Here is a 6,284-nt window from a genome sequence, read left to right on the forward strand (position 1 = left end):
ACCCGGCGGCGGCCGGCTGGGCCGACCCGCCCGGTCGCGCCCCCCGATCCGCACCACGGCCGCCGCCGGGTCGGGCCGCCCCCGCGGGATCACGCCCGGACCCGGGAGCCGGAACCCGTCCCGGTCGTGTCCCGCCGGCCCTGTCCGTGCGCTGTTCCTCCCCCATGCGCCCATCATCACCGTTCGGGGCGTGTGCACCCACGGCAACACCCCGCTCGGCGTGTCGCCCCGCGCCGCGCCCGCCGCGAACGTCAAGATCCGCGCAACGTCAGGGACGGTGCGGCCTCAGAACGAGTCGAGGCGGCAGCTTCCCCGACGGTGCGCGGATCCTGGGATCGTCGGGTGGCCCGGGATCAGGTCATGTTGGCGAGGAACTCGCTGTAGAACAGGCCCAACGCGATCGCCACCCCGATGCCGGCGATGATCCAGAAGCGGACCACGATGTTGACCTCGCTCCAGCCGGCCAACTCGAAGTGGTGCTGCAACGGCGACATCCGGAACACACGCTTGCCGGTGGTCCGGAAGGAGATGATCTGGATCACCACGGACATCGTGATGATCACGAAGAGCCCGCCGATGATCGGCAGCAGCAGGATGGTCCGGGTGGACATCGCCATGCCGGCGATCAGACCGCCCAGCCCCAGCGCTCCGGTGTCACCCATGAAGATCCGTGCCGGGGACGTGTTCCACCACAGGAAGCCGACACAGGCCCCGGCCGCCGCCCCGGCTATCAGCGCGATCTCCAGAGGGTCACGAACCGAGTAGCAGTACGACTGGGTGTAGCTCGGGTCGGCGCACCAGTGCCGGTACTGCCAGAACGCGATCAACGCGTACGCGGCGAGCACCATCACCGAGGCGCCGGTGGCCAGGCCGTCCAGACCGTCGGTGAGGTTCACCCCGTTCGTGGCACCCATCACCACGAAGATGAAGATGATCACCGCGCCGATCTTGCTGACCTCCAGGGCGTCGATGTCCCGGATGAAGCTCAGCGTGGTGCTGCCCACCGTCTCGGTGTTCGTCACCGCGCCCGTCGCGTCCGTCATCGTGCTCGGGAAGTACAGCGCGATCACGCCGAAGACCGCGCCGACCAGGATCTGGCCGAGCAGCTTGCCCCGCTTGTTCAGACCGGCGCTGTTGCGCTTGCGCACCTTCAGGAAGTCGTCGATGAAACCCACGGCGCCGGAGAACACCATCAGCCCCAGCAGCACCAGCGCGGTGATGGTCGGCTCCACCTGGGCGATCTGCAGATCCGGCAGGGTGGTGAGTGCCAGGTGCCCCGCCACGTACGCGATCACCGTGGCCAGGATGAAGACCACACCGCCCATCGTGGGCGTGCCCTTCTTGCCCTGGTGCATCGCCGGGCCCTCGGCCCGGATCGGCTGACCGGCCTTGAGCCGGGTGAAAACCTTGATCGCGATCGGGGTGCAGAAGAGCGAGACGAGGAAGGCCACCCCGACGGCGACGATGACCGCCCTCACGCGGTACCACCCGCGTCTCCGGTGGCGTCGGCGCGCAGCGCGTCCACCACCTCCCAGGTGCGGTACCGGGAACCCTTGACCAGGACGACATCGCCCGGTCGTAGTTCGCTCCACAGCACCTCGATGGCCGCCGCCTGATCGGTGAGCAGCACCGACTCTCCTCCCCAGTTACCTACCGATGTGGCGCCCTCATGGATCGGCGCCGCCGGCTCGCCCACCACGAGCAGCCGGTCCACACCCAGCTCGGCCGCGAGTTGGCCGACCTCGGCGTGGCCGTCCCGCTCGAACGGGCCCAGCTCGGCCATGTAACCCAGCACCGCGACGGTACGCCGTCCCCGGCCGAGGCTGGCCAGCGCCCGCAGCGCGACCGCCATCGAGGCCGGGTTGGCGTTGTACGAGTCGTCGATGACGGTCACGCCGTCGGGCCGTTCGAAGACGTCCATCCGGCGGCTGGAGACCAGCTTCAGCTCGCCGAGGGCGGTGGCCAGCTCGGCCAGCGGCATGCCCAGCTCGCGGGCGACCGCCGCCGCGGCGAGCGTGTTGGAGACCTGGTGCCGCCCGGTCAGCCCGAGCCGTACGGGCGCGGTCCCCTCCGGGGTGACCAGCGTGTACGCGGCCCGGTCCCGCTCGTCCATCGTCACGTCGACCGCCCGCACGTCGGCGTGCGCCGTCTCGCCGTAGCGGACCACCCGGGCGACGGTCCGCGTGGCCATCGCGTCGACCAGCGGGTCGTCGGCGTTGAGCACCGCCAGCCCGTCCGGCGGCAGCGCCTCGACGAGCTCTCCCTTGGCCAGCGCGATGGTCTCCGCCGAGCCGAACTCGCCGATGTGCGCGGTGCCCACGTTGAGCACCACGGAGATCCGCGGCGGCACCACGTCGCAGAGGTAGCGCACGTGCCCCACCCCGCGCGCGCCCTTCTCCATCACCAGGTAGCGGGTGTCGGTCCCGGCCCGCAACGCGGTGTACGGGTGCCCCAGCTCGTTGTTGAACGACCCGGGCGGGGCCACGGTCGACCCGAGCCGGGCGGTGAGCTGGCCGATCAGGTCCTTGGTGGTGGTCTTGCCGGAAGAGCCGGTCAGGCCGATCACGGTCAGCTCGGGCAGCCGGTCCACCACCGCGCGGGCCAGCCGGCCCATCGCGGTCAGCGCGTCGGCGACCAGCACCATCGGAACCCCGGACACCTCCCGGGTGCCGAGCACCGCCACCGCGCCGGACTCGATCGCCCCCGCCGCGTAGTCGTGCCCGTCGACCTTCTCCCCCGGGAACGCCACGAAGAGCGCGCCGGTGACCACCTTGCGCGAGTCGAACTCGACCGGGCCGGTGACGGTGGAGGCCGGGTCGGCGGCGACGAGCCGCCCGTCGACCGCCGCGGCCACCTCGGCCAGGCTCAGCGCGATCACCGCTGACCCGCCAGGTCCCCGAAGCGGGCCCGCAGCGCGTCGGCCAGCTCGGTGCTGTCGTCGAACGGGAGCACCTCGCCGGCCACCTCCTGGCCGCGCTCGTGGCCCTTGCCGAGCAGCGCGATCACGTCACCCGGCGCGGCCAGCCGGACCGCCTCGTCGATCGCGGCCCGACGGCCGGCGACCTCGACGATCCGGGCGGCCGTGGCGGCCGCGTACGCCCCGGCGAGCACCTCGGCGCGGATCGCCGCCGGGTCCTCGGTACGCGGGTTGTCGTCCGTCACCAGCACCACGTCGGCCCCCTCCGCCGCGGCGGCGCCCATCACCGGCCGCTTGCCCCGGTCCCGATCCCCGCCGGCACCGATCACACAGATCAACCGCCCGGCGCTCAGCTCCCGCAGCGCGGCCAGCGCGGCCACGATCGCGTCCGACTTGTGCGCGTAGTCGACCACCCCGCGCACCGGCCCGACGACGTCGACGAGCTCCAGCCGGCCCGGCACACCGCCGCAGGCGGCCACGCCGGCCGCCGCGGTCTCCGGGTCCACCCCGGCGCCCACCAGCGCGGCGATGGCCAGCAGCGCGTTGGCCACGTTGTGCCGCCCGGGCAGCGACACCCCGGCCGGCAGGACCACCCCGTCCGGGCCGTGCGCCGTGAACCGCTGGGCGTACCCCTCGCCGTCCACGTCGTCGGCCCACCAGGTGGCGGCCGGGTCGCCGGCCGCCGAGTAGCTGACCGTCGCCGGCCGGTACAGCGGCTTCAGCGCCGGGTCGTCGTGGTTGAGCACCTCGACCGCGCACCGGCCGTCGAAGAGCTGGGCCTTCGCGGCGAAGTAGTCGGCGCTGTCGGCGTGGAAGTCCAAGTGGTCGGAGCCGAAGTTGGTGTAGCCGCCGACGGCGAACCGGACACCGCCCACCCGGCCCATGGCCAGCGCGTGGCTGGAGACCTCCATGACCACCGCGGTGACCCCGCGCTCGCGGGCGGTGGCCAGCATGGCGTGCAGGTCGGTCGCCTCGGGGGTCGTGCGCACGCTGTCGATCACCAGGTCGCCTAGACGGGTCTCCACCGTGCCGATCAGCCCGGTGGTGTGCCCGGCGGCGCGCAGCCCCGACTCGATCAGGTAGGCGGTGGACGTCTTGCCGGCGGTGCCGGTCACGCCGATCACGGTGAGGTCGGCGGTCGGGTCGCCGTAGACGGCCGAGGCCAGTTCGCCGAGCACCGCGCGGGGGTCGGGGACCACCAGGGCGGGCAGGCCGGTCGCCGCCGCCAGCTCGGCGCCGGCCGGGTCGGTCAGCAGGGCCACCGCGCCGGCCTCGGCGGCGCCGGCGGCGAACTCCGCACCGTGCCGGCGGGCGCCGGGCAGCGCCGCGTACAGGTCGCCGGGGCGGACCTCCTGGCTGGCGTGGGTCGCCCCGGTCACGACCACTCCGGCGGCGTCCGCCGGAAGGTCGACGGCGAGCCGGACGGCGAGATCACCGAGCCGGACTCCGGTCACGGTACGTGGACGTGGATTGCCGGGCACGGCGTCAGACCCTACCCGGTCGTCCGGTTCCGGCCGCACAGCCGCCCCGGTGGTTCGTCGGCACTCACCGATGATGTCTCGCCGTCGCTGGTCAGCGCGGATAGACCACGAACTTGGGTGCCGAACCACCGGTGGACGGTGGTACGCGGTAGTGACGCAGCGTGAACTGCATCATGTCGCGGAACCCCGGCACGGCGATCGCCGCGCCCCCACCGTCGGGCGCGTACACGAACACCGCGATCACGTACCGCGGCTTCTCCGCGGGAGCCATGCCGATGAAGGAGGACACCTCGCCGGGCTGCTTCTTGCCGTCCACCAGGCGCCAGCCCGTGCCGGTCTTGCCGGCGACCCGGTAGCCGGGGACCGCGGCGGCCAGGCCGGTGGCGTCGTCGACCGTGGTGACCGCCTCCAGCATGGTGCGCAGCGCCGCCGCGTTCTGCGGGCTGAGCACCGACCGGGTCACCGGGGCCGGCGCGGGTGTGCGCCTGCCGTCCGGGCCGATCGTCTCCTTGACCAGGTGCGGCTGCACGTAGGTGCCGTCGTTGGCGATGGCGGCGTACGCGGCGGCCATCTGCAGCGGCGTGGCGTCGACGCTGTGCCCGATCGGTACCGACCCCTCCGACGACTCGCTCCACTCGTCGGCCGGCAGGAGTCGCCCGCTGGCCTCGCCGGGCACCCCCTCGCCGGTGGGCTGGCCGAGCCCGAACCGCTTCTGGTAGTCGATCAGGCGGTCCCGGCCGAGCCGGTCGGCGATGGTGATGGTGCCGACGTTGGACGAGTAGGCGAGCATCCCCGGCACGCTCATCCGCCTGCCGTTCGCCGGGTGGGTGTCGGAGAACCAGGTGTCGCCCTTCTTGATGCTGTTCGCGATGGGCAGCGTGGTGTCGGGGGTGATCACCCCCTCCTGCAGCGCCGCGCCGTAGGTGATCGCCTTGTGCACCGAGCCGGGATCGACCACGAAGCTGGTCGCCACGTCCTCCCGGGCCACCGGGTCGCTGGGCAGCGGCTTCGCGGCGTCGTAGGTGGGGTCGCTGGCCTGGGCCAGCACCTCGCCGGTGGGCACGTCGATGATCACTGCCGCGCCCACCCCGCCCCGCTGCCTCGCCATCGCCGCGCTGAGGATCTGCTGGGTCTTGAACTGCAGGTCACGGTCGATGGTGAGGGTCATCGAGCTGCCCGGCTTGGCCGGGGTGGTCTTGCTGTAACCACCCGGGATCGGCGCGGCGAGGTCACCGAGGCCGGCCTCGTACACGCGCTTGCCGTCCTGCCCGGCGAGCTGCTCGTTGTAGCGGGCCTCCAGCCCCTCCAGCCCGACCATGTCCTGACTCGTGAAGCCGATCAGGTTGGCCGCCAGGTCGCCGCCGGGCACCTCGCGGCGCTCGTCGCGGTGCACCCCGATGCCGGGCAGCTCGAGCGCCAGCACCTGCTTGGCGGTCGGGATCTCCACGCCTCGGGCCAGGTACTCGAACCGGGAGGGGTTGCCGTTCTCCAGCTTGCGGGGCTTCATCAGCTCGGTCAGCTTCGACGCCGGGATGCCGAGCAGTGGGGAGAGCGCCTTCGCGGTGGCGGCGCCATCCTTGATCTCGGTCGGATCGGCGAACACGTACCGCGCCTCGACGCTGTGTGCCAGCGGGGCGCCGACGCGGTCGTAGATCGCGCCGCGCGGGGCGGGCAGCTCGACCGTTCGGGTCCGGTCGGCGACGCCGCCGCCGGCGTACGCCGGGGTGTCCACCGCCTGGAGGAAGATCAGTCGCACGCCGATGGCGGCGAAGAGCGCCAGCGTGAGCGCGGTGCCCAGCCGGAGCCGCAGCCGCGGGTCGGCGAGCTTCGGCGGGCGCGGCGGCTTGCGGGACGGCCGGCGGGCCGCCGGGCGGTCGGCACGGCGC

At 73.0% G+C, this 6,284-nt stretch carries 4 protein-coding genes; all 4 read right to left on the bottom strand.

Annotated elements, in window-relative coordinates:
* Nucleotides 1–353: 353 nt before the first annotated feature.
* A complete protein-coding gene (mraY, locus tag DKT68_RS01020; protein WP_109815560.1) occupies nucleotides 354–1,478 on the bottom strand; it encodes a phospho-N-acetylmuramoyl-pentapeptide-transferase in 1,125 nt (374 codons plus the stop codon).
* Nucleotides 1,475–2,878, bottom strand: a complete 1,404-nt coding sequence (locus DKT68_RS01025) for a UDP-N-acetylmuramoyl-tripeptide--D-alanyl-D-alanine ligase (RefSeq protein WP_109815561.1) — start codon at nucleotides 2,876–2,878, stop codon at nucleotides 1,475–1,477. The genes mraY and DKT68_RS01025 overlap by 4 nt, the downstream gene beginning before the upstream one ends.
* Complete coding sequence (locus DKT68_RS01030; RefSeq protein ID WP_109815562.1) at nucleotides 2,875–4,437, bottom strand: UDP-N-acetylmuramoyl-L-alanyl-D-glutamate--2,6-diaminopimelate ligase; 1,563 nt, start codon at nucleotides 4,435–4,437, stop codon at nucleotides 2,875–2,877. Before DKT68_RS01030 ends, DKT68_RS01025 begins: the two co-directional genes overlap by 4 nt.
* A 52-nt stretch (nucleotides 4,438–4,489) precedes the next feature.
* A partial coding sequence (locus DKT68_RS01035; RefSeq protein WP_236646657.1) for a peptidoglycan D,D-transpeptidase FtsI family protein occupies nucleotides 4,490–6,284 on the bottom strand: 1,795 nt, incomplete at its 5' end.

This window comes from Micromonospora acroterricola (assembly GCF_003172955.1).
Lineage (GTDB): Bacteria > Actinomycetota > Actinomycetes > Mycobacteriales > Micromonosporaceae > Micromonospora > Micromonospora acroterricola.